Annotated in this window: 25 protein-coding genes and 1 riboswitch; of the genes, 15 read left to right on the forward strand and 10 right to left on the reverse strand. The window is 66.0% G+C overall.

Translation table 11 applies throughout. The features are described from left to right. Positions 1 to 67: 67 nt before the first annotated feature. Positions 68 to 778, forward strand: a complete 711-nt coding sequence (locus tag J9314_RS05525; RefSeq protein WP_210604890.1) for a hypothetical protein — start codon at positions 68 to 70, stop codon at positions 776 to 778. 3 nt (positions 779 to 781) lie between these two features. Here the strand turns inward: J9314_RS05525 and J9314_RS05530 are convergent, their stop codons facing one another. From J9314_RS05530 to J9314_RS05550, 5 genes are all read right to left on the reverse strand, one after another. Then, positions 782 to 1,174 carry a VOC family protein gene (locus J9314_RS05530; protein ID WP_246490629.1) on the reverse strand — a complete coding sequence of 131 codons (393 nt, stop codon included), beginning with the start codon at positions 1,172 to 1,174 and terminating at the stop codon, positions 782 to 784. A 103-nt stretch (positions 1,175 to 1,277) separates the two neighbouring features. Further along, on the reverse strand, positions 1,278 to 2,627 hold the full coding sequence (radA, locus tag J9314_RS05535) for a DNA repair protein RadA (RefSeq protein ID WP_210604891.1): 1,350 nt from the start codon (positions 2,625 to 2,627) through the stop codon (positions 1,278 to 1,280). A gap of 105 nt (positions 2,628 to 2,732) precedes the next feature. Beyond that, entirely contained in the window at positions 2,733 to 3,500 is a 768-nt protein-coding gene (map, locus tag J9314_RS05540) for a type I methionyl aminopeptidase (protein WP_210605550.1), read from the reverse strand. A gap of 311 nt (positions 3,501 to 3,811) precedes the next feature. Continuing rightward, complete coding sequence (amaB, locus tag J9314_RS05545; RefSeq protein WP_210604892.1) at positions 3,812 to 5,347, reverse strand: L-piperidine-6-carboxylate dehydrogenase; 1,536 nt, start codon at positions 5,345 to 5,347, stop codon at positions 3,812 to 3,814. An 80-nt stretch (positions 5,348 to 5,427) separates the two neighbouring features. Then, positions 5,428 to 6,621: an NAD(P)/FAD-dependent oxidoreductase gene (locus J9314_RS05550; RefSeq protein WP_210604893.1), complete on the reverse strand. Its 1,194-nt coding sequence runs from the start codon at positions 6,619 to 6,621 to the stop codon at positions 5,428 to 5,430. Positions 6,622 to 6,801: 180 nt separating this feature from the next. Between J9314_RS05550 and J9314_RS05555 the strand changes: the two genes are divergently transcribed. From J9314_RS05555 to J9314_RS05570, 4 genes are read left to right on the forward strand one after another with little or no spacing between them, the layout of a single operon-like run. After that, a complete protein-coding gene (locus J9314_RS05555) occupies positions 6,802 to 7,677 on the forward strand; it encodes a LysR family transcriptional regulator (RefSeq protein ID WP_210604894.1) in 876 nt (291 codons plus the stop codon). Between the two features lie 42 nt (positions 7,678 to 7,719). After that, positions 7,720 to 8,322, forward strand: a complete 603-nt coding sequence (locus tag J9314_RS05560) for a class I SAM-dependent methyltransferase (protein WP_210604895.1) — start codon at positions 7,720 to 7,722, stop codon at positions 8,320 to 8,322. A gap of 50 nt (positions 8,323 to 8,372) precedes the next feature. After that, positions 8,373 to 8,693 carry a putative quinol monooxygenase gene (locus J9314_RS05565; RefSeq protein WP_210604896.1) on the forward strand — a complete coding sequence of 107 codons (321 nt, stop codon included), beginning with the start codon at positions 8,373 to 8,375 and terminating at the stop codon, positions 8,691 to 8,693. Positions 8,694 to 8,732: 39 nt separating this feature from the next. Then, positions 8,733 to 9,275, forward strand: a complete 543-nt coding sequence (locus J9314_RS05570) for a hypothetical protein (RefSeq protein WP_210604897.1) — start codon at positions 8,733 to 8,735, stop codon at positions 9,273 to 9,275. A 66-nt stretch (positions 9,276 to 9,341) separates the two neighbouring features. Here J9314_RS05570 and J9314_RS05575 read toward each other — a convergent pair whose 3' ends face one another. From J9314_RS05575 to J9314_RS05595, 5 genes are all read right to left on the reverse strand, one after another. After that, complete coding sequence (locus J9314_RS05575) at positions 9,342 to 10,184, reverse strand: energy-coupling factor transporter transmembrane component T family protein (protein ID WP_210604898.1); 843 nt, start codon at positions 10,182 to 10,184, stop codon at positions 9,342 to 9,344. After that, complete coding sequence (locus J9314_RS05580; RefSeq protein ID WP_210604899.1) at positions 10,177 to 11,820, reverse strand: ABC transporter ATP-binding protein; 1,644 nt, start codon at positions 11,818 to 11,820, stop codon at positions 10,177 to 10,179. Before J9314_RS05580 ends, J9314_RS05575 begins: the two co-directional genes overlap by 8 nt. Then, positions 11,820 to 12,449 (reverse strand): ECF transporter S component, encoded by a 630-nt coding sequence (locus tag J9314_RS05585; protein ID WP_181274724.1) that lies wholly within the window; start codon positions 12,447 to 12,449, stop codon positions 11,820 to 11,822. Before J9314_RS05585 ends, J9314_RS05580 begins: the two co-directional genes overlap by 1 nt. 21 nt (positions 12,450 to 12,470) lie before the next feature. Then, positions 12,471 to 12,579: riboswitch (TPP riboswitch) on the reverse strand. A 46-nt stretch (positions 12,580 to 12,625) separates the two neighbouring features. Beyond that, complete coding sequence (locus J9314_RS05590; protein ID WP_210604900.1) at positions 12,626 to 13,588, reverse strand: universal stress protein; 963 nt, start codon at positions 13,586 to 13,588, stop codon at positions 12,626 to 12,628. Between the two features lie 139 nt (positions 13,589 to 13,727). Next, positions 13,728 to 14,267, reverse strand: a complete 540-nt coding sequence (locus J9314_RS05595; protein WP_210604901.1) for a DUF4916 domain-containing protein — start codon at positions 14,265 to 14,267, stop codon at positions 13,728 to 13,730. 196 nt (positions 14,268 to 14,463) lie between these two features. Between J9314_RS05595 and J9314_RS05600 the strand changes: the two genes are divergently transcribed. The 10 genes from J9314_RS05600 (at position 14,464) to proC (ending at position 26,374) form a co-directional block, all read left to right on the forward strand. After that, positions 14,464 to 15,960 (forward strand): MmgE/PrpD family protein, encoded by a 1,497-nt coding sequence (locus J9314_RS05600; RefSeq protein ID WP_210604902.1) that lies wholly within the window; start codon positions 14,464 to 14,466, stop codon positions 15,958 to 15,960. Further along, positions 15,960 to 16,865: a methylisocitrate lyase gene (gene prpB / locus J9314_RS05605; protein ID WP_181274728.1), complete on the forward strand. Its 906-nt coding sequence runs from the start codon at positions 15,960 to 15,962 to the stop codon at positions 16,863 to 16,865. The genes J9314_RS05600 and prpB overlap by 1 nt, the downstream gene beginning before the upstream one ends. After that, a complete protein-coding gene (locus J9314_RS05610; RefSeq protein ID WP_210604903.1) occupies positions 16,862 to 17,983 on the forward strand; it encodes a bifunctional 2-methylcitrate synthase/citrate synthase in 1,122 nt (373 codons plus the stop codon). Before prpB ends, J9314_RS05610 begins: the two co-directional genes overlap by 4 nt. Before the next feature lie 22 nt (positions 17,984 to 18,005). Further along, the gene (locus J9314_RS05615) at positions 18,006 to 18,872 is read left to right on the forward strand and encodes an enoyl-CoA hydratase/isomerase family protein (RefSeq protein ID WP_210604904.1); all 867 of its coding nucleotides are present in this window, start codon (positions 18,006 to 18,008) and stop codon (positions 18,870 to 18,872) included. A gap of 35 nt (positions 18,873 to 18,907) precedes the next feature. Next, complete coding sequence (locus J9314_RS05620; protein WP_210604905.1) at positions 18,908 to 19,885, forward strand: Ppx/GppA phosphatase family protein; 978 nt, start codon at positions 18,908 to 18,910, stop codon at positions 19,883 to 19,885. A 157-nt stretch (positions 19,886 to 20,042) separates the two neighbouring features. Continuing rightward, positions 20,043 to 21,761, forward strand: a complete 1,719-nt coding sequence (locus J9314_RS05625) for a glycerol-3-phosphate dehydrogenase/oxidase (protein ID WP_210604906.1) — start codon at positions 20,043 to 20,045, stop codon at positions 21,759 to 21,761. Between the two features lie 261 nt (positions 21,762 to 22,022). Then, on the forward strand, positions 22,023 to 22,745 hold the full coding sequence (locus tag J9314_RS05630; RefSeq protein WP_210604907.1) for an MIP/aquaporin family protein: 723 nt from the start codon (positions 22,023 to 22,025) through the stop codon (positions 22,743 to 22,745). A gap of 38 nt (positions 22,746 to 22,783) precedes the next feature. After that, a complete protein-coding gene (gene glpK / locus J9314_RS05635; protein WP_210604908.1) occupies positions 22,784 to 24,316 on the forward strand; it encodes a glycerol kinase GlpK in 1,533 nt (510 codons plus the stop codon). Positions 24,317 to 24,413: 97 nt separating this feature from the next. Then, positions 24,414 to 25,412, forward strand: coding sequence for a sugar phosphate isomerase/epimerase family protein (locus J9314_RS05640; RefSeq protein WP_210604909.1), 999 nt, complete (start codon positions 24,414 to 24,416; stop codon positions 25,410 to 25,412). A gap of 125 nt (positions 25,413 to 25,537) precedes the next feature. Beyond that, the gene (gene proC / locus J9314_RS05645; RefSeq protein WP_210604910.1) at positions 25,538 to 26,374 is read left to right on the forward strand and encodes a pyrroline-5-carboxylate reductase; all 837 of its coding nucleotides are present in this window, start codon (positions 25,538 to 25,540) and stop codon (positions 26,372 to 26,374) included. Positions 26,375 to 26,394 lie beyond the last annotated feature (20 nt).

Here is a 26,394-nt window from a genome sequence, read left to right on the forward strand (position 1 = left end):
TCGTGGTTCGCAGCCGCAGCGAGCTGCTGGCCAGCCCCGCCAGTCTAGCGGGAAGCTGCCTGCCCACGTGTACCGCAGACGCCGCATCACGCTGGCCGTGTTCAGTCTTGTCGTCCTCGGGCTGCTGGTTCTGGGCATCGTCGGCATCGTCAAGGCGATCGGCGGCAGTGGGGGAGACGACGGCGAAGTCACAGCCGAACCATCGGAGCAGGAGACGACGACGGCGGCGCCTGTGCCGGATGAGAAGGCTGCGAGCGGGAAGTGTCCCGAGGGCAAGATCTCGCTCAAGGCGAAGGTCGACCCGGAATCCGTCAAGGACGGTGACAAGCCGGAGTTCGGGATGGTCATCGCGAATGACCATGACGCGACCTGCCTCATCGAGGTCGGTACGAAGAAGCAGGAATTCATCGTCAAGAAGGACGGTGACGTGGTCTGGTCGTCGAAGTACTGTGCTGCATCGAAGGATGAGAACGCAGAGGTCTCGACCGAGTTCGCGCCGCAGTCGGAGAAGACCGCGAAGCTCAAGTGGAATCGGATCCAGGTCGACAAGAACTGTAACAAGACGAACAAGGACTTCGAGTCCGGGGACTACGAGCTCGTCGTCAAACTCGATGACAAGCAGAGCAAGCCGGCGAAGTTCGAACTCGAGAAGAGCGCCGCCGAGAAGGCGAAAGAGAAGAAAGAGGCCGACGAGAAGAAGGCCGAAGAGGACAAGAAGAAAGCCGACGAAGACAAGAAGTCGGGTGCGGACGAGAAGTCCGATGACGGTGAGGGCTGAACCTCACGCTCCGCGGTAGGACCCGACTCCCCACGAATTTCCGTCGTGATCGCGGAAGTCGAATTCGCGGCCGCCGTGCTCCTGCGTCGCCACCGGTCTGACGATGGCGTGTCCCATGTCGACGATCTCCTGGTAGAGGCGGTCGACTTCACGTTCGGTATCGACGACGACATAGATCGAGCTGCCGCCGACGGCGTCGAGCGCGGATCCGTCATTGCGGACGGAGCCGATCATGATTCCGCCCGTGTCGCCGAGCGCGAATTCGGCATGGTCGACGACCGTCGGGTCCGATTCGCTGCGGACGATCAGACGCTCAGTGAACCCGAGCGTGAGCAGCAGAGCGATCGTGGCGTTCGCATCCGAGGTCCTCAGCGCCGGAAAGACTGTCGTGGTCATACCTCCAGGATGCGCCATTCAGGCGGGAAAGTCCCGAACTTTCTCGCACATTGCCTGCGCCCGGCCCTGCGCCCGGCGACCGGCCCTGCGCCCGGCGACCGAGTCAGGAGGTCTTGAGCAGAACCTGCACCGCTTCGGCGATGTGCTCGCATTCCTTGATCTTCATATTGTCCGGTGCCGGGACATTGCGCATGGCTTCCTTGGCGACGATGGCATGCGTGATCCCTAAGCGTCTGGCCTCGTTGAGACGCTGCCCGAGGTTGGGGACGTTGCGGACCTCACCGGACAGGCTGATCTCGCCGATGCCGACGAACTTCGTCCACAACGGCCTGCCCAGCGCCGCCGATGCCAGGGACAGGCAGATCGCCAGATCGCTGGCCGGCTCGGACAGCTTCGCCCCGCCGACGGTGGCGGCGAAGACATCGGACTTCGCCAACTGGACACCGGGGATGCTCTGACTGAGCACGGCCAGCATCATCGCCACTCGCGAGGAGTCGACACCGGAGACGGATCGCCGTGACTGACCCCCGGAGGACTCGGTGATGAGCGACTGCACCTCGACGAGCAGAGGACGCTTGCCTTCCTGAGTCACGGTCAGGCAGGTTCCCGGCGGATTCGATCCGCTGCGGGAGAGGAAGAGTCCCGACGGGTCTTCGAGGCTTTTGATCCCGTTCTCCTCCATGTCGAAGCAGCCGACGTCGTCGGTGGGTCCGAAGCGGTTCTTCACCGCTCTGAGCATGCGCAGACGCGAATGCTTCTCGCCTTCGAAGGTGCATACGACGTCGACGAGGTGCTCGAGGAGACGGGGCCCGGCGATCGTGCCGTCCTTCGTGATGTGGCCGACGAGCACCGTGGGCAGGGACTTGGCCTTGGCCTCCCTGATGAGTGCCGCGGCGACCTCCCGGACCTGGGTGACGCCGCCGGGGACTCCTTCGACCTCTGAGGACGCGAGCGTCTGGATGGAATCGACGATGAGCAGTTCCGGCGCCTCGGCCTCGATCATGCCCAGCACCGAACCGAGATCGGTCTCGGCAGCCAGCAGCAGCGAGTCTTCGAGGGCGTTGATCCTCTCGGCACGGAGTCGCACCTGACCGGCGGATTCCTCACCGGTGACGTAGAGGACCTTGGTGCCGAACTTCGCGATGCGGGCGGCCACATCGAGCAGCAGCGTCGATTTGCCCACGCCCGGTTCGCCGGAGAGGAGGACGACGGCACCGGGGACGATTCCGCCGCCGAGCACCCTGTCGAACTCACTGACGAAGGTCGACCGTGCCTGGGCCTGGGAGGAGTCGACTTCGTTGATCGACTTCGCGCCCGAGGACTTCTTGACCTTGGTCTTCACCTTCGAAGCGTTCGCGCCCTTCTCTTCGAGGGTGCCCCAAGCCTGGCATTCGGGGCAGCGCCCGAGCCATTTGACGGTCGAATAGCCGCATTCGGTGCAGGTGAATGACATACCGCAATTCTGGCACGAGGAGCTGACACGACGAGCGCACATGCGAAAGGGCGTCCGACGAACTGGTCGTCGGACGCCCCTTCGGACGGGAGTACGGAAGTGTGCTCAGTCGAGCGTGGTGAGGATTCGCGGCCCGTCCTCGGTGATGGCGATGGTGTTCTCCGAATGTGCGCCGTTCGATCCGTCGGCCAGGCGCAGGGTCCAGCCGTCCTTGTCGACGGTGAGCTTCTTCGAAGTGAAGGACCACCAGGGCTCGATGGCCAGAGTCAGGCCCGGCTTGAGGACGAGCCCACGACCGCCCTTGCCGCGGTTGGCCACGTGCGGATCCTCGTGCATCGTGTGGCCGAGTCCGTGGCCGCCGAAGTCGAGGTTGACCGGGATGCGCTGTTCGTCGGCAACGTCACCGATGGCCTTCGAAATGTCGCCGAGGCGGTTCCCGGCCTGGGCTGCGTTGATGCCGGCCTCCAGCCCGTTCCAGGTGGAGTCGATGAGTCGCTGGTCCTCGTCGCTGCCGTCTCCGACGACGACGGAACGTGCCGCGTCGGCGACCCAGCCGTCGATGGACACGGCGAAGTCGAGCGTGAGCAGGTCGCCGTCCTTGAGGACGTAGCTGTGCGGTTTGCCGTGGAGGACTCCGTCATTGACCGACAGGCAGATGACGTTGCGGAACGGGCCTTCGCCGAAAGACGGGGCGTAGTCCCAGTAGCACGACTTGGCTCCGGCGTCCTCGATGAGCTTCCGGGCCCGCTTCTCCAGGTGCATGATGTCCATGCCGGGTTCCGCGATCTCAGACAGTTCGGCCAGAGTCTTGGCGACGAAACGGCCGGTCACCGCCATCTTGTCGATCTCGGCGGGTGTCTTCAGCTCAATCACGGGGTCTCCTTCGGCGATGCACGAGGTGTCTGCGGTGTGCGGGCGTGCACTGGTGCGCACGGATTCGGCGGTGCGCGGGGGTGTCCACTGCGCACGGTTCACCGTCGATTCTAGTCGCTGTCGCCGCTGACGCTGTGGTCAGAGGCCTGTCCGTGACGAACCAGACAGACGCGCGCTCGGCCGGGGTTCGCGGGAGCCGGTCAGAGGCTCCCAACGCTCGTTCAAGAGTTGGCGCAATTTTCGATAGGTGCACGGCTCGATAGACGCGCTCACCCTTGAACGAGGAGGGAGAAGATGCGGAAACCGCTTCCTCAGAGGAACTCCACGCCCTGGGCCAGCGGCAGCTCGCCCGAGTAGTTGATTGTGTTCGTGGCCTGCCTCATGTAGGCCTTCCACGAATCGGTGCCCGACTCACGACCACCGCCGGTCTCCTTCTCCCCGCCGAAGGCTCCGCCGATCTCCGCCCCCGAGGTGCCGATGTTGACGTTGGCGATGCCGCAGTCAGACCGGGCCAGGAACCTCTCGGATTCAGCCAGCTCCGAGGTGAAGATCGCCGAGGACAGTCCCTGCGGCACGTCGTTGTGGACCTCCAGCGCCTCGTCGAGGTCCGAATAGGTCACGACGTAGAGGATCGGAGCGAAGGTCTCGTCCTGCATCACCGCCGTCTGCCCGGGCATACGCACCACGGCCGGTTCGACATAGTGCGCATCCGGCCGCTCATCGGCCAGCACGCGGCCACCGCCGCACAGCACCTTGCCACCCTCGGACTCGGCCTGCTCGAGCGCTGACTGCATCGCCTCAAACGAGCCCTCATTGATGAGCGGTCCCACGAGCACGCCGTCATCGGTCGGCGAGCCGATGCTCAATGTCCGGTAGGCCGCGACGATCTTGTCGACGAAGTCATCGGCGATCGACTCGTGAACAATGAGCCGCCGCAGGGTCGTGCACCTCTGACCGGCGGTGCCGGCGGCCGCGAAGACCACCCCGCGCAGGGCCAGATCGATGTCCGCGCTCGGAGCCACGATCGCGGCATTGTTGCCCCCGAGTTCGAGCAGAATCCGCCCGAACCGTTCGGCCACGACAGGCCCGACCTCACGGCCCATCCGCACCGAACCTGTCGCCGAGACCAAAGCCACGCGCTCATCGCGGACCATGACGTCACCGATGTCCCGACCCCCGATGAGGACAGGCGCGAGGTTCTCCGGTGCCCCCAACTCGGCGGCGGCCCGGGCGAGCAGGGACTGCGCCCCGAGCGCGGCGAGCACCGCGTTCTCCGATGGCTTCCACACCACCGCATCACCGGCGACGAGCGCCAGCGCCGTGTTCCACGAATACACGGCCACGGGGAAGTTGAACGCCGAGATCACACCGACGACGCCGAGCGGATGCCACGTCTCCATGAGCCTGTGACCGGCACGTTCGCTGGGCATCGTCTTGCCCCACAGCTGCCGGGACTGTCCGAGTGCGAATTCGCAGATGTCGATCATCTCCTGGACCTCGCCGGCAGCCTCCGAGGGGGTCTTGCCGGCCTCGACGGTGATGATCTTCGCCAGTTCCTCCTTGTGCTCGCCGAGCAGCTGACCCCAGCGCTGGACGAGCTGACCGCGGACGGGAGCGGGCACGTCGCGCCAGGACTCGAAGGCCTGCTGGGCACCTGCGATCTTGTCCGCCGCAGTCTCCGGAGTGTCCGCGGCGATCGTGCCGAGGTCCTGACCGGTGATGGGGGAGCGGGCAGGCAAGGTCGCCGAGGCTGCCGGCCCCTCGAGTACGTCAGCGCCGACTCCGCAGGCGCGCAGCCCCTCATTGAGAAGGTCGGTGATGGTCTGGTCGGTGGGCAGTGCAGTCATGGTGATCCTTTCGTTCTGTGGCGGTGTTCGAAGCGGTGGTCGGGCGGGCCTGCGGCTCGGGCGGGTCGGGTGAGTATCAGTCAGACGACGTTGAGCTCCTTGCGCAGTCCTGTCGTCGCGAAACGGCGTTTGTCCATCGGGCTCACATCGACGAAGGGTTCGCGGCCGGTCATGAGGTCGGCGACGACTTCGCCGACGGCCGGGCCCATGAGGAAGCCGTGGCCGGAGAAGCCGCAGGCGTAGTAGAACCCTGGCAGTTCCTCGGCCTCACCGATGAGTGCATTGTGGTCGGGAGTCATCTCGTACAGGCCGGCCCAGCCGCGCTTCGCCTCCACATCGGCGAGCTCAGGTGTGCGGGCCTCGATGTGTTCGGCCAGGGTGGCCAGCCAATTCGGATCCCGTTTGTCGTTGAAGGACCAGTCGTCTGCCTCATCGGGACAGCCGAAGAGCAGTCCGGAGCCTTCCGGGTGGACGTAGTAGCTCGTCGTGAAGTCGATGGTGAAGGGCATCCTCGTCGTGTCGAAGTCGACGGGTTCGGAGACCATGATCTCCCGCCGCAGGGGTCGGACAGGCAGGTCGACTCCGGCCAGTTCGCCGATGAGTCCGGACCAGGCCCCGGCCGCGGCCACGACCTGCGAGCAGGCGATGGTGCCGCGGTCGGTGACCACCGAGGTGACCCGCCGTTCGGCGCCGTCGCCGACTTCGAACCCGGTGACCTCGCAGGACTTGAGCACCCGCACACCACGCTCGCGGGCGGCGCTGATGTATCCGGACACGACGGCCTCGGGGGTGCAGTGACCGTCACCGGGGTTGAAAGCCCCGGCCACGAGGCCCTCGGTATTCACATACGGGGCCAGTTCGGCCACCTCGGCGACGGTGAGCATCCGTGAATCGAGCCCCATCCGCTGCTGCAGGGCAACGTTGGCGGCGAACGCTTCGGCGGATTCGTCGGAATCGAGGAGGAAGAGGTAGCCGTTGCGCACGAGGCCGATGTCGATGCCGAAGTCGGCCTCGAAAGTCGAGAGAACCTCGAGTCCGCGGGCGGCCAAGGCGATGTTGACCTCATCGGAGAACTGGCAGCGCACTCCGCCGGCGGCCTTCGACGTCGAGCCGGAGCCGGGGGAGTCGCGTTCGACGATGACGATGTCCTCGCCTCCGCGTTCGGCAAGGTGAAAGGCGATGGACGCGCCCATCACGCCGGCACCGATGATGACGACCGAGGCGGTGGTGGGGAACGTGTCTTCGGCAGTGCTCGGGGTTGACGGGGTTTCCATGAAGCACCTCGCTTCCTGCTGCCGCGGCGACCATCATCGGACCCCACGGCTGCAAACGGTGCCGACAGCGGTGTCGGCGAACTGTGACGTGTCTCCATTGTGCTGGCGCTCACAGTTAAGGACAAGAGAGAGTTTGTGAACGCACTGTTCAGTATTCCTAAAGACAGATACGATGCCTCCATGACCTGGACACTCGGACAGCTGCGCACCTTCGTCACCGTGGCCGAACTCGGCTCGATGACGCGGGCGGCCGACCACCTCGGCTACAGCGTCGGAGCCGTGTCGCAGCACATCACCGCCCTGCGCAAGGTCGTCGACTCCGACCTGTTCGTGCGTCGTGGCCGCGGACTCGTCCTCGCAGAGGCCGGTCGCACACTGTTGCCGCGGGCACGCAACATCCTCGCCGCTCAGCAGCAGGCGGAGATGGCGATGCTCGGACGCGACTTCCGCAGCGAAGCCATCGTCACCCTCGGCGTCTTCGGCTCCGCATCGACGACGGCGCTGCCGCAGGTGGTGGCCAGGCTCAAACGGCACCACCCCGACATCGAGGTCCGGGCCCGGGAGATCGACGTCGAAACGATGTCCACGTCGGTCATCGACGGCGTCATCGACCTCGGCATCGGGATCAACTATCCGGCCGTACCGCTGCCGCCGATGCGGGGGCTGCGCTGGCAGGCCGTGGCCGCGGAGGACTTCGGCATCGTCGTACCCGCCGGCCATCCTCTCCCGTCCGCGGCCGATCTCGCCGAGGCCGATTGGATCCTCCCACCGGCCGAGGAGCTCTTCGGCCGAGCGATGCGGCTGGCCACCTCGGCGCTGGGAATCAATGCGAAGGAGACGCACATCGTCACGGACACTGCGGTCGCGCTCGCCCTGGCCGGGACCGGGCTGGGGCTGACGCTGGCGACACCGATCATGATGTCCTTGGGCGGGCGTGATGTCGACCTCCATCCCGTCGCCGAGGCGGGCGGCCGGGAGATCATCGTCCTGACCTCCCCGGACCCGAGCGAGCCGGTGCGTGCCGTCGCCGAGGTGGTCGCGGAGGTCTTCGCATGAACGCCGGCTCGACTGCGGATGATCTCGTCCTAGTATGAGGACATGAGCTTCGATCACAAGTGGAACCAGGTTCGCCGGGCCAACCCCGAACATTCCGCGAACTACGCGCAGATGTGGCGCAAACGCGTCGACGCAGGTCATGACATCGGGGGAGAGGCCCGCTTCGTCAATGCGATGGCGCCGCGCGGTGCCCGCATCCTCGACGCCGGCTGCGGGACCGGTCGGGCAGGCGGCCTGCTGATCGACGAGGGCCATACCGTCTACGGTGTCGACCTCGACGAATTCCTCATCTCCGTCGCCGAGGAGGACTTCCCGAGCGGCGAATGGCACACGGGCGACCTCGCCGAGTTCGACTTCGCCGCAGCCGGAATCAACGAGATCGACGTGGCATTCTGCGCCGGCAACGTCCTGTCCTTCCTTGACCCCGCCTCCCGCCGTCAGACCCTGGGCAACCTCAAATCCACTCTCAAGCACGGGGGACGTTTCGTCTCCGGATTCGGTGCCGGACGCGGCTACGACTTCGACGACTTCGCCGAGGACATCAAGGCCACCGGCATGTTCATCGACCAGAAGTTCTCCACCTGGGAGCTCCACCCGTTTGAGCCGGGAAGTGACTTCCTCGTGCTCATCGCCGAAAGGCTGTGAGCTGGCGCTAGCCGTGACCCCTGAAACCAAATAGCTGAGGAGAAGCCACCATGATCTTCATCGTCGTGAAATATGACGTGAAGCCCGAAAGCGTCGAGAAGTTCCCCGAGGCAGTGCGCGACTTCACCGAGGCGACCCGTGCCGAACCGGGCAACCTGTGGTTCGAATGGTCGAAGAGCCTGGAGAACCCGAACGAGTTCGTCCTCGTCGAGGCATTCACCGACGAAGGCGCCGAGCCTCACGTCAACCGCGATCACTTCGCCGCCGGCCTCGAGGCCATGCGTCCGCACCTGGTCTCGACCCCGAAGATCATCTCCCGCAAGATCGACGGCGAAGGCTGGGACGAAATGGGCGAACTGACGATCGGCTGATCCGTCGACCGCGGTCACCCGAGCGAATAGACTTCTGCCATGGCGACGAAGGCAGTGAACATCGAGTCCATCGAGAAGGCGTTCGGAGAACCGTGGGCCACGACGCGGAAGCGACTCGAAGATGCAGGTGGGGCTTCGGCGATCCATAAGGAACTCGCAGATGCCCTCTACCCGCAGTTCGAGGGCGTCGTCGACAAACACGGCTGGTGGGTCCAAGGTGCGGTCGTCGCCTATGAACAGGAGATCGGCAGACGCGTACCCGGACAGCGAGCCGACGGTACCTTCGACGTCGCCGTGTCCCGCACGATCGCCGGACAACGCAGCGACCTCGTCGCCGCGCTCGCCTCCCACGTCGACGGCACCCTCAACGGCACGGCGCTCAAGGGCGAGCCCCGCACCTCGGAGACGGCGAAGCGGTCTTTCTGGAGGGCGAACCTCGAGGACGGAACCAAGATCGAGATCGCGGCCGAGACGAAGTCCGAGGACAAGTCACTCGTCGTCATCACCGCCTCGAAGCTGCCGAGCCCCGAAGCGCTCGAGGACTGGCGGGCCTTCCTCAAAGGCTTCCTCCCGCAGATCTGATCGTGCCTGGTGGCAGATCCTGCCTGAGCTCTGAGTGTGCCCGAGGCCTGAGCGACTCCGGGCCTGTCAGTCGCCGCCGATGATCGGATTCCACGTGCCCAGGGCGTGAGCGGAGACGATCGCGAGCACGCACACCGCCACCGCCGACACCACGACCACGAGATCACGGTCACCGAACGTCGACCGTCTGCGCCACGTCCTGCCCGGGCGTCCGAACGCGCGGCCCTCCATCGCCATCGCCAGCGTCGTCGCCCGCCGGATGGACACGACGAGGAGGACGAAGACGCCGCCGAACAGACTTGCTGTGCGCCTGGCCAGTGACCCACCGGCGACGCCGCGTGCCCGTCTGGCCATCGACAGCACCTGCCACTCGCTGACGAGCAGACCGAGCAGCCTGCCGGCGGCGAGCACGGAGATCACGACGACCTCGGGCAGGCGAACGTGCTGGATGAGAGCATCGGCGAGATCGCGCGGATCGATCGTCGAGGCGAGCACGATGAGCGGAATCGCCAAGGCCAGAGTACGGACGAAGATCGCCGCGGCCGCCTCCAAAGACGCGGTTGTCATCAGGATCGGACCGAGGTCGACGACGACGGCACCGGTCTTCTCCGCGAGGATCGCCGTGCCCCACGCCGCGAGCAGAGCACCGGCAGGCAGGAACCACAGCCGCCGCAGCGCTGCCCGCAGGTCGAGCCCCGAAGCGGGAAGACCGAGGAGCGTGAACGCGAGGACGACACCGGCAGAGACGAGATCGATGCTCAGCAGCGCCCCGATCATGAGCACGAGAGCCACGACGATCTTCGTCAGCGGATTGCACCGCACCACCGCCGTCGACCTCACCACGGGAATGAGCTGACCGGGATCGTGGACAGGGGCGGCCGCCTCGGCGGTGGCGTTTCTGTCACTCAACGCGCTCACCTCGCACCTCGTCGTGCGCGTCGGGCCGACGAGCAGACCGATCGACCGACGATCCTGTAGACGAATCGGCCGACGCCCCCTCAGGCGCCCCCTCGGTTCCACCGAGGGCGAACCGGCGGGCTCCGATCGCGTCGAGAAAACCGTGATCGTGGCTGACCGCGACCACCGCCGACCCGACGGCCAGCGCGTCGAGGAAGAGTTCGACGAGGCCGGCCCAGGTCAGCGCGTCCTGGCCGAAGGTCGGTTCGTCGACGATGAGAACTGCCGGGCGCGGGGCGAGCATCGCCGCGACCGAGAGCCGACGCTTCTCCCCACCGGAGAGGCTCTGCGGATGCGCTTCGGCGAGGTCGCCGAGGCCGAGGACCTCGAGCAGTTCGGTCACCCGGGACTCGACGGCCTCGGTCGACCAACCGGCCAGCCTGGGGCCGAGCGCGAGTTCGGCGGCCACGCTCGCGGTGAGGAACTGATGCGCGGGCTCCTGGAAGACGATCCCGATCCGCGGAGCAAGGAAGGCGGAGGGCCACCGGTACGGGCGGGCATGCTTCGCGCTCCCGCGCAGCCCCGCCTCGGCGAGGACCTCACCAGTGAACTCAGGGATGAGGCCGGCAAGCGTGAGCGCGGTCGTCGACTTCCCGGCACCATTGGGGCCGACGATTCCGATGGCCTCGCCGGCGCGGATGTCGAGATCGATGCCGGCGGCCGCCGGTACTTTCGCGCCGGGCCGGGCGACGCCGAGGTCGCGCGCCCTCAGCAGCACCTCGCCCTGCATCCGTGGGCCCGTCCGTGCGTCGGTCCGCACGCCCGCATCTGGCCCGGATTCGGAACCCGAGTGAGCAGGGGAGTCGGGGCGGGGCGCCCGACCGGCGCTTCGTAACTCAGCGGCCTCGGGATCCTCGGGCACCCAGATACCGCACTCGCGCAGCACCTCGGCGAGTTCCGGATCCCCGAAGACCTCGCCGGGTGCCCCCTGCGCCACCACGCCCTCGCGCCCGAGGACGATGACAGTGTCGACATGCTCGAGCCACAGCCCGACGCGGTGTTCGACGACGATCATCGTCGCCGAGGTGGCGGCCCGGACGGCGAGGATCGCATCCCTCACGCCCGGGGCGGAGTCCGGATCGATGTTCGCCGTCGGTTCGTCGAGGACAATGACCTCGGGCGACATCGCATGGATGCCGGCCAGGGCGAGGCGCTGCTTCTGCCCGCCGGACAGAGCCGCGGTGGGATGATCCTCACGGAGGTCGAGGCCCAGGGCCGACAGCGAGGCCGGAATCCGAGCCTCGATGTCGTCGACAGGCACGCCGAGGTTCTCCATCCCGAACGCGACATCGTCGCCCACCCGGGAGAAGATCACCTGAGAATCGGGATCCTGGAGCACGAGCCCGGTGTCGCCTCGGCGCGGGTCGGGGGAGCGGTCGCCGATGAGGAGCTCGCCCGTGGCCTCACCGGATTCGCTCGGCAGGACCCCGGCGATCGCGTGGAGCAGGGTCGTCTTTCCGGCTCCGGACGGTCCGAGGAGCAGCACCGTCGAACCAGCCGCGATGTCGAGGTCGAGGGGGCCGACGGCGGGAGCGTCACGGTCGGCATGCGTCCACGAATACCCGCGCGCCGTGATCGGCAGCGCCATCAGCGCAGACGGCCGGAGGCGAACGAACTCAGCGCCCCGGTCTTCGCGATCGCCCGATAGGCGTACCAGGCGCCGATGCCGGAGATGACGAGACCGGAGACGATCGCGCACACCGCGTAGGCGGCCTGGAAGCCGAACTGCCATTCGGCGTTGTACATGATGTTCTCGCTCACCGCCATGAACGCCGCCGCCAGCACCCCCGACAGCGAGGTGACCCACAGGGTGAACCGCTTGTAGCCGAAGGCGGCGAAGACGAGTTCGGCGCCGAGGCCCTGCAGGAATCCCGACAGCAGCACGGTGGCTCCGAAGTGGGAGCCGAGGACGGCCTCGACGATGGCGGCGATGAGCTCGCACAGCAGGGCAGCGCCGGGTTTGCGGATGATCGCCCCAGCCAGAGGACCGGCGAGGACCCACAGTCCGGCGATGAGGCCGATCGAAGGCGGGAACGCCTGGAATGCGAGCTCGAGGACCTTCCAGCTCAGCGCCAACACCCAGAACACCAACCCGACGGCGATGCCGAGCACGGCGGTGGTGACGTAGTCGACGACTCGCCACGACTTCGTCTTCGGGGCCAGTGTGTGGACCGGCGCCGTGGACGTCGTGGATTCGGGCGTGGTGGTTTTCGGCATTGCGCCTCCTCATGCAAGGAGGGGTGAAGAGTCTCGACTTCCTTCGGCGGTGCTAACCGCATCAGGTTCGAGGGTCTGCAGCATCTTCTGCACTCTCAGCGCCCCTGACGGCGCTCCCCTGTCGTAGCCACCACTGTACAACAGGGGAGCGCCCATGCGGAGGTGCCGACTCTCGATCAGCTGGGAACCACCATCACCGGCCCCTCGGCGTGATCGAGGACCCCGCGCGAGACCGAACCGAGCAGTGCGCTCTTGATGCGACCGCGACCGCGAGTGCCCAGGACCAGCAGCTGTGCGCGTCCGCTGGCAGAGGCGAGTACCTCTTTGGGATCGCCCACCGGCACCGAGGTGGTCACCGGCAGGTCCGGGAACTGCTCACCGAGGCCGGCCGCCTCCTTCTCCAGCCCGGCCGCGACTTCCCTCTGTCGCCGTCCCGTGACCTCCGAGCTCAGTTCGAGCTCGGGGTACCAGTAGAGCCATTCCTCTCCCGCGGGCAGCACTGCAACGACCTCGAGGGCGGCCCCACGGACGGCAGCCTCTGCGGCTGCTGTGACCATCGCGACCCGCCCGGTGTCCGAGCCGTCGACGGCGACGACCACGGGCCCATCGGCGGCATCGATGGCCGTGGCGTGATGCGGGACGACGATGGTCGGGCAATGTGCATGCGCGGGAAGGGCGGTGGACACCGAACCGAGGACGCGCCCCATGAAGCCGCCGCGACCGCGGGCGCCGACGACGGCGATCTCGGCCGACGAGCTGAAGGTGACGAGCACCCCGGCAGCATCGCCGGGAGCCGTGCGGAAGCTCTTCGCACCCGGGTGATCACGGACGAGTTCGACCGCCTCGGCGAGGATCTCCTCCGCAGCTCTCTTCGCTCGCTCGTCTTCGGGTTCGCTGGGGATGGAGGCCATGTTCGGATAGATCATCGTCGGCAGCGCATACGCGGTGACGATGGTCAGTGGGATGGACCGGCGGTGTGCTTCGGCGGCGCCGACGCGGACGGCCTGGGCAGCGAGTTCGGAGCCGTCGAATCCGACGAGGACCCCGAGCTCGCGGTTGAGTCCGGACTCGCTCGGACGGGCTTCGCCCGGATGTGTTTCGGTGGGACGCGCTTCGGTCTGGCGGGACTGGGGAGACATCGCAAACCTCTCGATCGGGGCCTGGCCAACCCTGAACGCCGACGACGGCCCCGACATGCGGTATCGTCCGCGTCACCTCCAGTCTACCAACGCAATTCTACGCATTGTAGAAAAACCTGTGGAGGTGGAACCCTGCGTCTCAGATCGGGAAGCCGAGGTGGGTGAGTGCGGCCTTGAGGATGAACTCCTGGCCGTGGCACAGCTCGCTCGTGATGTCGGCGCGCAGGGTCTCCTCGGGGGTCAGCCAGTCGAGGCTGAGCGCATCGGCGCGCGGTGTGCATTCGCCGCGGACCTCGAGGATGAAGCACATGGAGATCGCGTGCTGCCTCGGATCGTGCAGCAGGGACGAGCCTTCGGTGGGGAAGTACTCGGCGATGTGGAACGGCGAGATCGCCGGCGGGATAACCGGCAGCGCCATTGGGCCGAGGTCGTTCTCCGCGTGACGCATGAGAGCCGAGCGGATCGTCTCGTGGAAGCGGATGCGTCCACCGACGACCTCCCTGCCGAGCGTCCCTTCGTCGAGGCTGCGCAGCAGCAGGCCGATGCGCTCGACGTTGCCCGATTCGCCCACCCGCACGGGAATCGCATTGACATAGGGGATCGGCATGCGTCTGCGCACGCGGGCGAACTCCTCGTCGTCGAACCAGTTCTCGTCGAAGTCCAGGGCAGTGCGAGTCATGCAGTCATCGTCCCACATCGTGGGCGCGGGCAGAAGTGCCGCACGACCCATGTTGGTGAACCAGCGCACACGTCGGGTAAAATATCTTGATGTCGAGATAAATTTCCGACCGGCAGGGACCCGCCCACGTGACGTGGCCTACAGTTGTGTCAGCACTTTCCGACCAGAACCGGTCAAGGACTATGAAGGGGTATCCATGATCAATCATGAAGTCCGCACTCATAAGAGCTCAGAGAACCTGGCTCGAGAAGATCAGCTCGCCTGGAAGATCGCAGAAGTCGCCTCCGATCCGACTCCCGTGGACGCCGATGTCACCGAGATGGTCATCAACCGGGTCATCGACAACGCGTCCGTCGCAGCCGCCTCGGTGCGCCGTTCGGCCCCGATGCACGCCCGCGAGCAGGCGCAGACCCACCCCTTCACCCCGGGTGCTGCCATCTTCGGTCTGCAGCTGACCGATCGCTTCTCCCCGGAATGGGCAGCCTGGGCCAACGGCGTCGCCGTGCGCGAGCTCGACTTCCATGACACGTTCCTCGCCGCCGAATACTCCCACCCCGGCGACAACATCCCTCCGGTCCTCGCCGTCGCCCAGCACAAGGGCATCTCGGGCAAGGACCTCATCAACGGTGTGGCCACGGGCTATGAGATCCAGGTCGACCTCGTCAAGGGCATGTGCCTGCACGAGCACAAGATCGATCACGTCGCCCACCTCGGCCCCTCGGCCGCTGCCGGCATCGGCGCCATGCTGCACCTGCCCACCGAGGTCACCTTCCAGGCCATCCAGCAGGCCCTGCACGTGACGACCGCGACCCGCCAGTCGCGCAAGGGCGAGATCTCGTCCTGGAAGGCCCACGCTCCTGCCTTCGCCGGCAAGATGGCCGTCGAGGCCGTCGACCGGGCGATGCGCGGAGAGGGCGCACCGAACCCGATCTACGAAGGTGAGGACGGCTTCATCGCCTGGATCCTCTCCGGTCCCGAGGCCCGCTACACCATCCCGCTGCCGGGTCAGGGGGAGGCCAAGCGCGCCATCCTCGACACCTACACCAAGGAGCACTCGGCCGAGTACCAGGCGCAGGCACTCATCGACCTCGCCCGCAAACTCGGCGGTGAGATCGAGGATCTGTCGAAGATCAAGCGCATCGTCATCCACACCTCGCACCACACCCACAACGTCATCGGCACCGGTGCCAACGATCCGCAGAAGATGGATCCGAGGGCCAGCCGTGAGACGCTCGACCACTCGATCATGTACATCTTCGCCGTGGCCATGCAGGATCAGGGCTGGCACCACGAGCACTCCTACGCTCCCGAGCGTGCCGCCCGACCCGACACCGTCGAGCTGTGGCACAAGATCGAGACCACCGAGGACCCCGAGTGGACCCGCCGCTACCACTCGATCGACCCGAACGAGAAGGCCTTCGGCGGCCGTGTGGAGATCGAATTCGAGGACGGCTCGACGCTGACCGACGAAATCGCCGTGGCCGACGCGCACCCCTTCGGTGCCCGTCCCTTCGCCCGCGCGAACTACATCGAGAAGTTCAGGACCCTGGCCGAGGGCATCGTCTCCGAGTCCGAGCAGAACCGCTTCATCGACCTCGCCGAGAACCTCGAGAACCTCGACGCCAAGGGTGTGGCCGAACTGTCCTTCACGGTCGACGGACTCGAGCACAGCGGATCGAAGGGCATCTTCTGATGCTGGGCGCACAGGCAACACCCGCCGAGCGCCGCGCGAAGTTCCGCGAGCTGCTGGCCGGCGACGACATCGTCCAGTTCCCCGGCGCCATCAACCCGATCAACGCGCAGCTCATCGAGCAGACCGGGTTCGAAGGCGTCTACATCTCCGGCGGAGCGTTCTCCGCGGCCATGGGTCTGCCCGACATCGGACTGACCACGCTCACCGAGGTGGCCGATCACGGCCGCAACATCGCTCGCGTGACGAACCTGCCGACCTTCATCGACGCCGACACCGGCTGGGGCGAGGCCATGAACGTGGCCCGCACCGTCCAGGAGTTCGAGGATGCCGGTATCTCGGGCATGCACCTGGAGGACCAGGTCAATCCGAAGCGCTGCGGCCACCTCGACGGCAAGGAGGTCGTGACCGCGGCCGAGATGAACAAGCGCATCGCCGCGGCCGTCAAGGGTCGCCGGGATGAGAACTTCGTCATCTGCGCCCGCACGGACTCCCGTGCCGGTGAGGGACTCGACGCAGCGATCGACCGGGCGAAGGCCTACATCGATGCTGGTGCGGACATGATCTTCCCCGAGGCTATGCGCGACCTCGGCGAGTTCGAGAAGTTCGCCTCGGCCGTCGATGTGCCGATCCTGGCGAACATGACGGAATTCGGAAAGAGCGAACTGTTCACCACCGAACAGTTGGCGAATGTCGGAGTCAAGCTCGTGATCTACCCGGTCACGACTCTGCGCATCGCCATGGGTGCGATCAAATCGGGCCTGCAGACCATTCGGGACAAGGGCACTCAGGTGGACCTGCTCGACGGTATGCAGACCCGTGCGGACCTGTACGACACCATCGACTACTCGGCGTACAACGAGTTCGACGCCGCAGTATTCAACTTCTCACAGGAGGGTCACCAGTGACCGAAGAAATCAAAAAGGGCCTCGCCGGCGTCGTCGTCGACACCACGGCCGTGTCCAAAGTGGTCCAGGAGACCAACTCGCTGACCTACCGCGGCTACCCCGTCCAAGAACTTGCCGCCAAGCGCAGCTTCGAGGACGTCGCCTACCTCATCTGGAACGGCGAACTGCCGACCGAGGCGCAGCTCGAGGAGTTCAAGGCCCGTGAGCACGCCCAGCGCGAGGTCGACGACAAGCTCGTCCAGCTCATCCTCGACCTGCCCAAGGACTGCCACCCTATGCACGTCGTGCAGACGGCGGTGGCCTACCTCGGCGCCGTCGATCCCGAAGCCGACGTCGAGGGTGCCGAGGCGAACCTCGCCAAGGCGGAGCGTCTCTACGCGCAGCTGCCGACGATCGTGGCCATCGACCACCGTCGCCGTCACGGCCTCGATCCCATCGCCCCGACGAAGGACCTCGGCTACGCCGCGAACTTCTTCAAGATGGTCTTCGACGAGGTTCCTGCCGAGGCGGTCGTGCGCTGCTTCGACGTGTCGATGATCCTCTACGCCGAGCACTCCTTCAACGCCTCGACCTTCACGGGGCGGGTCATCACCTCGACGACCTCCGACCTGTATTCGGCCGTCGCCGGTGCCGTCGGGGCGCTCAAGGGACCCCTGCACGGCGGTGCCAACGAGGCCGTCATGGCGATGCTCGAAGAGGTCGGCACCGCCGACAAGGCATCGGCGTGGATCGACGACGCGCTGGCCAAGAAGGCGAAGATCATGGGCTTCGGCCATCGCGTGTACAAGAACGGTGACTCGCGCGTGCCGACCATGCGCAAGGCCTTCGAAGACATGGTCGAGGTCAAGGGCGCGACCGATCTGCTCGACCTCTACAACGCCTTCGAGGAGGACTTCGTCGGGCGCAAGGGCATCTACCCGAACCTCGACTACCCCTCGGGTCCGGCCTACCATCTGATGGGCTTCGACACCGAGCAGTTCACTCCGATCTTCGTCATGGCCCGCATCACGGGATGGACAGCACACATCTTCGAGCAGCAGGCGAACAACGCTCTCATCCGGCCCCTGAGCGCCTATGACGGGGAGGACCAGCGCGAGGTTCCCGACGCCCGCGTCTGAGGGTACGAAAGGCAATCTGAATATGGAACCTGACGGTCTGTACCGTCCGGTCGACCTCGAGGGTTTCGACTTCACCGTCACCGGCGGAGTCGGAACCCTCGTCATCGATCGGACCGACAAGCGCAATGCGATCTCGCGTGCGATGTGGCGTGCCCTGCCGGAGATCATCGCCTCGGTCGATGCCGACGATTCGATCGGTGCGCTCGTCATCACCGGAGCCGGCGGACACTTCTCCGCAGGCTCGGACATCGCCGACCTCGACGTGCCGATCGCAGACTTCTGGGAGCTCAATTCCACCGCCGAGGCGGCCGTGGCCGATGCGAGGACTCCGTCGATCGCGGCCATCGTGGGCAACTGCGTGGGCGGAGGCACGGAGATCGCCGCGGCCTGCGACATCCGCATTGCCGCCCCCGGATCGGTCTTCGGCGTCACCGCAGCGAAGCTCGGGCTCGTCTACCCGCCCGGACCGACCCAGCGGCTGGCACGAGTCCTCGGGGACGCGTGGGCCCGCTACCTGCTGATCACCGCCTCGATCGTGGGATTCGAGACGATGGAGCGACTCGGCTTCTTCCATGAAGTCTCCGACACTCCGGTCGAGGCGGCACAGGCGCTGGGGGAGCGGATCGCCGGTCTGTCCCGACTCAGTCAGATCGGGGCAACAGCGATCCTGGGCGGGCACGCCCCCGGCGGGGCCACCTCGGCGGGTCACGTTGTTTCGGCCGGTGCCGCGGCCGGTGATGGCGTCGACGATGCCGACGGCACTGCCGACGGCGCTCCGCCCGAATGGCTCGACGCCGCCTACCGGGCGGAGATCGCACGCGGTCAGGAGGCCTTCTTCGCCAAGCGACCGCCCGCTTTCGGCTTCGCCAAATCCGCCTGGCAGGACTGAGGTGACGGAGTCCGGTGACGGGATAAAATGGTCGAATGCGTCTAGCTGTCCTCGATATCGGCTCCAACAGCGTCCACCTCCTCGTCGTCGACGCCCACGTCGGAGCCCCGCCCCTGCCGGCCACCTCGCACAAGGAGGTGCTGCGCCTCGCCGAGTACCTGTGCGACGACGGAACGATCGGCACGGAGGGGCAGCAGCGCCTCCACCAGTTCATCGCCGACGCCGTCGAGATCGCCGAGGACCAGGGGGCCGAGCAGATCCTCGCCTTCGCCACCTCGGCGGTGCGCGACGCCCCCAACGGCGCAGAGCTCATCGATTCGATCAATTCCCAGCTGGGCGTGACGCTCAACGTGATGTCGGGCAAGGACGAAGCCCGCGTGACGTTCCTCGCGGCCAGGCGCTGGTTCGGGTGGTCGGCGGGGAAGATCCTGCTGCTCGACATCGGCGGCGGATCCTTGGAGATCGCTGCTGGTCAGGACGAATACCCGCAGGCGGCGGTGTCGGTTCCCCTCGGTGCCGGGCGCACCTATTCGGACTTCCTGCCCGACCCCATCCCCTCGGCCGAGGACCTTCACAACCTGCGCAAACATGCTCGCGCCCAGATCGGCAAGATCGCCGGCAAGATCAACCGGGTGGGTGCACCCGACCAAGTCGTCGGCTCCTCGAAGACCTTCCGCTCGCTGGCCCGCATCGCCGGTGCCGCGCCGAGCGGGGACGGGATCTACGCGCCGCGCAAACTCTTCCGCCGCGACCTCTCAGGGATCATCGACACCCTGGCCTCGCGCACTCCTGAGGAGCGGGCGACTCTGCCCGGAGTCTCCGAGGCCCGCGCCGGACAGGTGCTCGCCGGAGCCATCGTCGCCGAGGCGGCCTTCACGATCTTCGACATCAGTGTCATGAACATCTCACCCTGGGCGCTGCGTGAGGGCATCATCATGCGCAAACTCGACCTGTTGGACTCCTCGGAGCAGTCCTCGGCGATGCGCGTCGAACAGGTCGCAGCGCTCGACTGAAGACCTGCCGGCGCGCGAACTGAGTGCCGGTCAGTATCGCAATTCATGTTGGCCTGCTAGTTTTTGAGTATTCGCCGCATCGGATCCTGTGGTCATCATCTGCAGGTGACGATGCCGACGTGACCCCGAACGTCTGAAAGAAAGCACAGAACTGCCGATGCGAAATGGCGAGCTGTCCCCACAACTGCGCGAACAGGCGCTGGAGACTCTGAAGAAGACCAGCGCAGCCGAACCCCTGGACGTCTTCGTCGTCGGAGGAGGTGTGACAGGGGCAGGATCGGCCTTCGACGCGGCCACTCGCGGCCTCAAGGTCGGCGTCGTCGACGCGAAGGACTGGGCCTCGGGCACCTCCTCACGGTCGTCGAAGCTCATGCACGGAGGTCTGCGCTATCTCGAGATGCTCGACTTCAAACTCGTTGCCGAGGCGCTGAAGGAACGCGACCTGCTGCTCCAGCACACGGCGCCCCACCTCGTCGAACCCGTCGCCTTCGTGTTCCCCTTCGAACATCGCCTCATCGATCGGGCCTTCATCGGATCCGGTGTGCTCCTCTATGACACGATGGCCACCCGGCCCGGCCGCAAACGTGCCGTGCCGATGCACCGTCACCTGAGCAAGAAGGCGCTGAGCTCACACTTCCCGGGCCTGGCCGACGATGCGGCCGTGGGTGCGCTCGAATACTACGACGCGAAGGTCGACGACGCCCGCTTCGTCATGACCCTCATCCGCTCGGCCGTCGGATACGGCGCCGCCGCCGCCAACCACGTCTCCGTCATCGGCTACCTCCACGATGGTGACCAGGTGTCCGGCGTGCGGGCTCGCGACGAGCTGACCGGAGACGAATTCGACGTCCACGCCCGCCGCACCATCCTCGCCGGCGGCGTCTGGACCGAAGAGCAGCAGGACCTGGCGAAGGCCGATGCCGGACTCAAGGTGCTGGCCTCCAAGGGCGTGCACATCACCGTCGACCAGGACAAGATCAAGGCCGACCCGGACACAGGCATCATCTCGAAGACGGAGAAGTCCGTCCTCTTCGTCATCCCGTGGGAGGGCTACTGGGTCATCGGCACCACGGACACCCCGTGGACCGAGGACGTCGATGCCCCGGTGGCGACGTCGAAGGACATCGACTACCTGCTCGAGCATGCGAACGCGATCCTCGCCGACAAGCTCACCCGCGACGACGTCATCGGCGTCTACTCCGGTCTCCGACCTCTGCTCCAGCCGGTGGTCAAGGAGGGTCAGGCCTCGACGAAGGTCTCACGCGAACACACTGTCATGGAGGTCGAACCGGGCCTGGCGGCGATCGCCGGCGGAAAGTTCACCACCTACCGGGTGATGGCCGAGGACGCCGTCGACTTCGTCCTCGGAGACGATGCGAAGGACCGTCGTTCGCTGACCGAATCCGTGCCGCTGCTCGGTGCCCAGGGCGTGGGTGCCCTGCGCCGCGGACTGGCCGGGATCGCCGAGAAGTACGGATGGGACGAGGCGCGCGTCAAGCGTCTCATCCGCCGCTACGGCACCCTCATCGAAGACCTGCTCGACCTCGTCGATGACGATCCCTCCCTGGGCGAACCGCTCGAGGGGGCCGAACGCTATCTGCGCGTCGAAGTCCGCTACGCGGCGGCCGCCGAGGGGGCCGTCCACCTCGGCGATGTGCTTGAGCGTCGGATGCGGCTGAACTATGAGACCCGGGACCGGGGGAGGGACGCCGCCGAGGCGGTTGCCGCCATCGTCGCTCCCGTCCTCGGCTGGGACGCCGAGCGGGAGGGCGCCGAGGTCGCAGACTTCCAAGCTCACGTCGAGGCCCAGGTCGCGGCCGAGAGCACGGAGGACGATGCCTCGGCGGCGGCTTTGGCAGGGGAGGCCCTGGCCTAAGTCGATGCGGGTGCCGGGGCAGCGAATCGACTGCTGTGCCGGCACCACCCGCACGATCTGTACCAGCTACACCCGCACTACCCGCGACACGGCACGATCTTCACCCGTTACACCCGCACCACCAGCAACATCGCACCACCTGCGATATCGCACCATCCGCGACACCGGAACACCCGGGTGCACCCGCACCAGCGTCACCGTCTGTCAGTGCCGACAGTGACGAGACCTGAGAACACACGAACAATGAGGAGTTTGTGAGATATGGGCACCATCTTTCTCTACGAGATCGCCGGCACGGCGATGCTCATTCTGCTCGGCGTCGGCGTCGTCGCCAACGTCGTGCTCGGCAAGACCAAAGGCAACGGCGGCGGCTGGCTGCTGATCTCATTCGGCTGGGGCCTTGCCGTCTTCGCCGGTGTCTACGTCGCCTATAAGACCGGAGCGCATCTCAACCCGGCGGTGACCTTCGGCATCCTGTTCAGCGGGGCAAGCGAATACGCAGACGGGATCCCCGTTAACTTTGCGAACACTGTGGCTTACCTCGCGGCCGAGATGATCGGAGCGATGATCGGTGCGGTGCTCGCCTGGGCGGTGTACAAGAAACACTACGACGAAGAGAAGGATGCGGGGAACATCCTCGGCACATTCTCGACCGGACCGGAGATCCGCTCCTATGCGTGGAACTTCATCACCGAGGTCATTGCGACGTTCGTACTCGTCATCGTCATCCTTCTCTTCGGCGGCACCCCGGACAAACTCGGGCCGCTGGCAGTGGCACTTATCGTCGTCGCGATCGGCGCCTCGTTGGGTGGCCCCACCGGCTACGCCATCAACCCGGCGCGAGACCTCGGTCCCCGCATTGTCCACGCACTGTTGCCGATCCCGAACAAGGGAAGCTCGGACTGGGCGTACTCGTGGGTGCCGATCGCCGGGCCTCTCGTCGGCGGCATCCTCGCAGGTCTGGTCTCCCAGGCCTACATCTGAGTACGATCACACCCAAACACATCGACACAGGAGTCAGAATGAGTCAGGAAAAGTTCATCCTCGCCATCGACCAGGGCACCACCTCGTCGCGGGCCATCGTATTCAACCATGACGGACAGATCGTGTCCTCCGGTCAGCTCGAACACGAGCAGATCTTCCCCCGCGCTGGCTGGGTCGAACACGATCCGATTGAGATCATCAAAAACACCAACGAAGCGATCGGGCAGGCGCTGGCCCGCGCGAACATCAACCGCCACCAGCTCGAGGGCGTGGGCATCACGAACCAGCGCGAGACCACAGTGATCTGGAACAAGAACACCGGGGAACCCGTCTACAACGCGATCGTGTGGCAGGACGCCCGCACCCAGAAGGTCTGCGACGAACTCGCCGGGGACGAGGGCCCGGACAAATACAAAGACCGTGTGGGTCTGCCCCTGGCCACGTACTTCGCCGGCCCGAAGGCCAAGTGGATCTTCGACAACGTGGACGGGGTCAAGGAAGCCGCCGCGGCCGGAGACCTCCTCTTCGGCACCATGGACACCTGGGTGATCTGGAACCTCACCGGAGGCACCAACGGCGGAATCCACGTCACCGACGTCACGAACGCCTCACGCACGATGCTGATGAACATCGACACCCTCGACTGGAATGCCGACATCGCCGCGGACATGGGCATCCCGGTGGAGATGCTGCCGGAGATCAAGTCCTGCTCCGAGATCTACGGCTACGGGGCGAAGAACGGCCTGATCATCGACACTCCGATCTGCGGCATCCTCGGAGATCAGCAGGCGGCGACCTTCGGGCAGGCCTGCTTCGAGAAGGGGCAGGCGAAGAACACCTACGGCACCGGCAACTTCATGCTCATCAACACCGGCAATGAGCCGGTGGCGAGCAAGAACGGCCTGCTCACGACCGTGGCCTACAAGATCGGTGAGGACAAGGCCGTCTACGCGCTCGAGGGTTCGGTGGCCGTGACCGGTTCGCTCGTGCAGTGGCTGCGCGACAATTTCGGGATCATCAACGATGCTCCTGAGGTCGAGACCCTGGCCAAGCAGGTCGACGACAACGGCGGCTGCTACATCGTGCCGGCGTTCTCCGGTCTCTTCGCACCCCACTGGGAGTCCGACGCCCGGGGTGTGATCGTGGGCCTGACCCGATACGTGAACAAGAACCACATCGCGCGGGCGGCCCTCGAGTCCGTGGCGTTCCAGTCGCGCGAGGTCCTCGACGCGATGAACCTCGACTCCGGCGTCGAACTCACCGAGCTCAAGGTCGACGGCGGCATGGTCGCCAACGAAACGCTCATGCAGTTCCAGGCCGACCTCCTCGGCGTGCCCGTCATTCGGCCAGAGGTCGTCGAGACCACGGCACTGGGTGCGGCCTATGCGGCCGGCATCGCCGTGAAGTTCTGGAACGGCGAAGAGGACGTGCGCAACAACTGGCGCGAGGACGAGCGCTGGATACCGTCGATGGACGATGAGAGGATCGACCGCCTGTACCGCCTGTGGAACAAGGCGGTCGAACGTTCGAAGGATTGGGTCGACGAGGACACAGAAGAACTCTACGGCTGACAATTACTACCTGACGGCGGCCCAGCAACTTCGCGCGAGGTTGCTGGGCCGCCGTCAGGTAGCAAGGAGGGGCGGGGGCCGCGTTAAACTGGATGTGATGAGCAAGAAGTCGAAGTCCCAGCGGAAGGTGCTGACCACCAAGAATTCCGCGCGCTCGAATTCGAAGCGCCACCGGCAGTACTTCGACAGCCACGAAGTCTACGAACACGATGCCCATCACGTCTCCGACCACCGGATCCGCCTCGGCCTCTCCAGCTCCTCCGTGTCACCGATGACGGTGGAGGAGACCTTCATCCAAGCTGCCAAACACGGCTACGACGGCGTCGAGATCATGGTCACCCACAACGCGGAGACCCGCGACGTCGACCTCATCAACGGACTCGCTGCCGACACCGGTCTCGACGTGATCTCGCTCCATGCCCCGACCCTGCTGTTCCTCCCGCGCGTGCTGCACAAAGACCATTGGGAGAAGCTGCGCATCACCGCGAATCTCGCCAAGGAAGTCGGCGCCGAAACCGTCGTCCTCCATCCGCCCTTCCGCTGGCAGGGCGAGTACGCGGTCGGTTTCGTCGACGGCGTGCGGCAGGTCTCGCAGGAGACCGGAGTGCGACTGGCCGTCGAGAATATGTACCCCTGGAGAGCCGGACTCCGCGAGATCCTCGTCTACTACCCCGACTGGAATCCGCTGGACGAAGACTACGACGACCTCACCTTCGACTTCTCCCACGCCTCGACGGCCGGCATGAACGCACTCGAAACCGTCGCCGAGGTCTTCGACCGACTCCGCCACGTCCACCTCACCGACGGCGCCGGCTCCCTCAAGGACGAACATCTCGTGCCCGGTGCCGGCACCATGCCCGTGGCCGAGACCCTGCAGTATCTCGCAAAACACAACTGGGCCGGCGACGTCGTCGTCGAGGTCAACACCCGATTCGTCCGCAGACAGTCGACACGCGAGAAGATGCTCGCCGACTCGATCGCCTTCGCCCGCGAACACCTCGGACTGGGCGACCGCGCTCCACGGCGCAACGCCCGCAGCCACACCCGCACTTCGGAGGGCCGGTCCGCGACTTCCGCCGACACCAGCCCCGACTGAGCCTCATCTCGAAGGCCGGGGCGATCGGAGGCGATGACCTCCTCCGTCCGGCCTTCGTCTCCAGACTGCCGACCACAGCGACATCGCACCGTAATCACACCACCACGACGAAAGGCTGGCCAGATTTGACCACGATCGCCTCCATCGGAACCGGAAACATGGGCACCGCGCTGATCCAGGGAATCCTCAGCGCCGACGAGAACATCACCGTCCGAGCGACGACGAATTCGGCCGCCTCGGCGAAGCGCCTGGCTGGTGAGATGCCCCAAGCGACGGTCACCTCGGTGGAGGAGGACGCAGACGCCAATGCCACGGCCGCGACCGGCGCCGACTTTGTCTTCCTCGGCGTCAAACCGTGGATGATGGCCGATGCGCTGCGCGCTCTCGCCCCCGCCCTCGAGTCGACCACGGTGCTCGTTTCCATGGCCGCGGGGGTCGCCTCCGCCGACCTCGCACAGCTCGCTCCGCAGAACCCGATCGTGCGCATCATGCCCAATACGCCGAGCTCGATCGGCCACGGAGTCATCGCCCTGGCCCCCGACGCCGAGGTGGCCGCCGACAGCGTCGAAACCCTGCGGTCCCTGCTCTCCGGGGCCGGGCTCGTCGTCGATCTCGACGAATCCCAGATCCCCGCGATGACCGGGATCTCCGGATCCGGCGTCGCGTACTTCTTCCTCCTGGCCGAGGCGATGATCGCCGCCGGCGTCAAGCAGGGACTGAGCGAGGACGCAGCCCGACAGATGGTCGTGGCCACCGCCGACGGTGCCGGACGCCTGCTCACCCGCAAACCCGACCCGGCCGCTCAGCGCAAGGCCGTGAGCAGCAAGGGCGGAACGACCTTGGCCGGACTCCAGGAGTTCATCGATGCCGGGATCTTCGACATCGCCGAGGCGGCCGCGCAGGCGGCAGCGGACCGTTCCCTGGAGATGGAGCGGGAGAATTCCGAGGTCATCAACGGCTGAGAGTCATCAGCGGCTGAGTG

Source organism: Brevibacterium oceani (assembly GCF_017948325.1).
In the GTDB taxonomy this organism is placed as follows: Bacteria; Actinomycetota; Actinomycetes; order Actinomycetales; family Brevibacteriaceae; genus Brevibacterium; species Brevibacterium oceani.

What these genes read in the sequence shown, in the direction of transcription:
- J9314_RS05530 (WP_246490629.1), bottom strand. Translation starts at nt 1,174, where the DNA reads ATGACCACGACAGTCTTTCCGGCGCTGAGGACCTCGGATGCGAACGCC.
- radA (WP_210604891.1), bottom strand. Translation starts at nt 2,627, where the DNA reads ATGTCATTCACCTGCACCGAATGCGGCTATTCGACCGTCAAATGGCTC.
- amaB (WP_210604892.1), bottom strand. Translation starts at nt 5,347, where the DNA reads ATGACTGCACTGCCCACCGACCAGACCATCACCGACCTTCTCAATGAG.
- J9314_RS05550 (WP_210604893.1), bottom strand. Translation starts at nt 6,621, where the DNA reads ATGGAAACCCCGTCAACCCCGAGCACTGCCGAAGACACGTTCCCCACC.
- J9314_RS05555 (WP_210604894.1), top strand. Translation starts at nt 6,802, where the DNA reads ATGACCTGGACACTCGGACAGCTGCGCACCTTCGTCACCGTGGCCGAA.
- J9314_RS05560 (WP_210604895.1), top strand. Translation starts at nt 7,720, where the DNA reads ATGAGCTTCGATCACAAGTGGAACCAGGTTCGCCGGGCCAACCCCGAA.
- J9314_RS05565 (WP_210604896.1), top strand. Translation starts at nt 8,373, where the DNA reads ATGATCTTCATCGTCGTGAAATATGACGTGAAGCCCGAAAGCGTCGAG.
- J9314_RS05570 (WP_210604897.1), top strand. Translation starts at nt 8,733, where the DNA reads ATGGCGACGAAGGCAGTGAACATCGAGTCCATCGAGAAGGCGTTCGGA.
- J9314_RS05580 (WP_210604899.1), bottom strand. Translation starts at nt 11,820, where the DNA reads ATGGCGCTGCCGATCACGGCGCGCGGGTATTCGTGGACGCATGCCGAC.
- J9314_RS05585 (WP_181274724.1), bottom strand. Translation starts at nt 12,449, where the DNA reads ATGCCGAAAACCACCACGCCCGAATCCACGACGTCCACGGCGCCGGTC.
- J9314_RS05590 (WP_210604900.1), bottom strand. Translation starts at nt 13,588, where the DNA reads ATGTCTCCCCAGTCCCGCCAGACCGAAGCGCGTCCCACCGAAACACAT.
- J9314_RS05595 (WP_210604901.1), bottom strand. Translation starts at nt 14,267, where the DNA reads ATGACTCGCACTGCCCTGGACTTCGACGAGAACTGGTTCGACGACGAG.
- J9314_RS05600 (WP_210604902.1), top strand. Translation starts at nt 14,464, where the DNA reads ATGATCAATCATGAAGTCCGCACTCATAAGAGCTCAGAGAACCTGGCT.
- prpB (WP_181274728.1), top strand. Translation starts at nt 15,960, where the DNA reads ATGCTGGGCGCACAGGCAACACCCGCCGAGCGCCGCGCGAAGTTCCGC.
- J9314_RS05615 (WP_210604904.1), top strand. Translation starts at nt 18,006, where the DNA reads ATGGAACCTGACGGTCTGTACCGTCCGGTCGACCTCGAGGGTTTCGAC.
- J9314_RS05620 (WP_210604905.1), top strand. Translation starts at nt 18,908, where the DNA reads ATGCGTCTAGCTGTCCTCGATATCGGCTCCAACAGCGTCCACCTCCTC.
- J9314_RS05625 (WP_210604906.1), top strand. Translation starts at nt 20,043, where the DNA reads ATGCGAAATGGCGAGCTGTCCCCACAACTGCGCGAACAGGCGCTGGAG.
- J9314_RS05630 (WP_210604907.1), top strand. Translation starts at nt 22,023, where the DNA reads ATGGGCACCATCTTTCTCTACGAGATCGCCGGCACGGCGATGCTCATT.
- glpK (WP_210604908.1), top strand. Translation starts at nt 22,784, where the DNA reads ATGAGTCAGGAAAAGTTCATCCTCGCCATCGACCAGGGCACCACCTCG.
- J9314_RS05640 (WP_210604909.1), top strand. Translation starts at nt 24,414, where the DNA reads ATGAGCAAGAAGTCGAAGTCCCAGCGGAAGGTGCTGACCACCAAGAAT.